Consider the following 1,316-nt stretch of genomic DNA (forward strand, 5'->3'; position numbering starts at 1 on the left):
GAGAGCTCTCGTGCGAAAACGGAGTCCAGTCTGCCTACACGGGCAACCAAAACGCGACCATATTCGCTGATGGAGAAGGCCTATGCGCAGCTCCGGCGCGAGATTCTCTCTGTGCGCCTACAGCCAGGAAGCGAAATTTCAGAAACCGACATCGCCGACAAGATGTCGATGAGCAAAACCCCTGTTCGAGAAGCACTGGCTAGGCTCCAGACCGAAGGTTTCGTTCGCGCCTATCCGCGTCGGGGCTATCAGATCAATCCGCTAACGATAAGTGACATGAATGAGCTCTTCGATGCGCGCTCCGTTGTCGAAGGTGGGACGGTTGGCTTGGCCGTGGACCGGATCACGGATCAACAGCTTGATGAACTGGAGCGCCTGGCAGACGCTAGCTATGACAAAAGAACCTTGTCGAATCTTGACCTGTTCATTGGCGCCAACAGAGAGTTTCACATGGCAATTGCGGGCTCGACAGGTAACCAGCGTTTGATCGAAGTCGCAAAACGGCAGTTCGATGAACTGGAGCGGTACTTTTATGTCGGGGCGCAATCGCGAGATATCAACACACAGACCCACGCCGACCATCATCGCATCGTTACAATTCTGCGCCAACGAGATCCAGTCGCGGCAAGAAAGATCATCGTCGATCACAATGAGGAGACGCGCCGGGGACTGATTGAAATCATTGCCAATGGGCGCAACCACACACCCCTTGGACTAGCCTGACCAAACCGGCGCGTTGACCGTCCAGGGCGGCGTGCGAAAACTGTTCCAGTCAGGATCCGACATAGGCGATGGCGTCTATTTCTACGACGAATTCGGGGCTAGCAAGAGCCGAAACCTCAAACAGAGTGACGCAAGGAAAATCGCCGCTAAAAAATTCTCGGCGAGCGGCCCATATCCCCTGTCGCCGCTTCATATCGGTCACGTAAACAGTTAGCTTAACCACATCAGCCATTGTACCGCCGGCGGCACAGATCAGCGCTTCAATCTTTTGAAACGCGATCTTTGCCTGTCTGTATTCTTCGTTCTGATCATCGCGCCCCGTTTGACCAGAGGCTTCCGGATCGAGGATATATTCGCCAGCCGTTTGACCCGTAATATAAGCAAAGCCGCCTGCCACCAGACAGTTCGACCATAATTGCTCTGGCGGCTCCGCAACCAGGGGGCTTATCGCTCGTCTTATTCTACTCATCAGAGGTGCTCCGGCAATTTTTGACCTGCTCAATCGTCGTGACCAAGCTGCAGTTCAAAGGACCTTTCCCAGGAATTTGGTTACGCGGGCATCTCTCGCGTCATCCGCCGCAAAAAACTTGTCA

General features: G+C 54.1%; 2 protein-coding genes. One reads left to right on the top strand and one right to left on the bottom strand.

Annotated features, from left to right (window positions below):
- Positions 1-723: GntR family transcriptional regulator (locus EN935_RS36220; protein WP_206534667.1), on the top strand; the 723-nt coding region annotated here is incomplete at its 5' end.
- Between the two features lie 49 nt (positions 724-772).
- Here the strand turns inward: EN935_RS36220 and EN935_RS36225 are convergent.
- Positions 773-1,192 carry a RidA family protein gene (locus EN935_RS36225; RefSeq protein ID WP_127374240.1) on the bottom strand — a complete coding sequence of 140 codons (420 nt, stop codon included), beginning with the start codon at positions 1,190-1,192 and terminating at the stop codon, positions 773-775.
- Between the last annotated feature and the right edge of the window lie 124 nt (positions 1,193-1,316).

This window comes from Mesorhizobium sp. M7D.F.Ca.US.004.03.1.1, from assembly GCF_003998635.1.
GTDB classification, from domain to species: Bacteria; Pseudomonadota; Alphaproteobacteria; order Rhizobiales; family Rhizobiaceae; genus Mesorhizobium; species Mesorhizobium loti.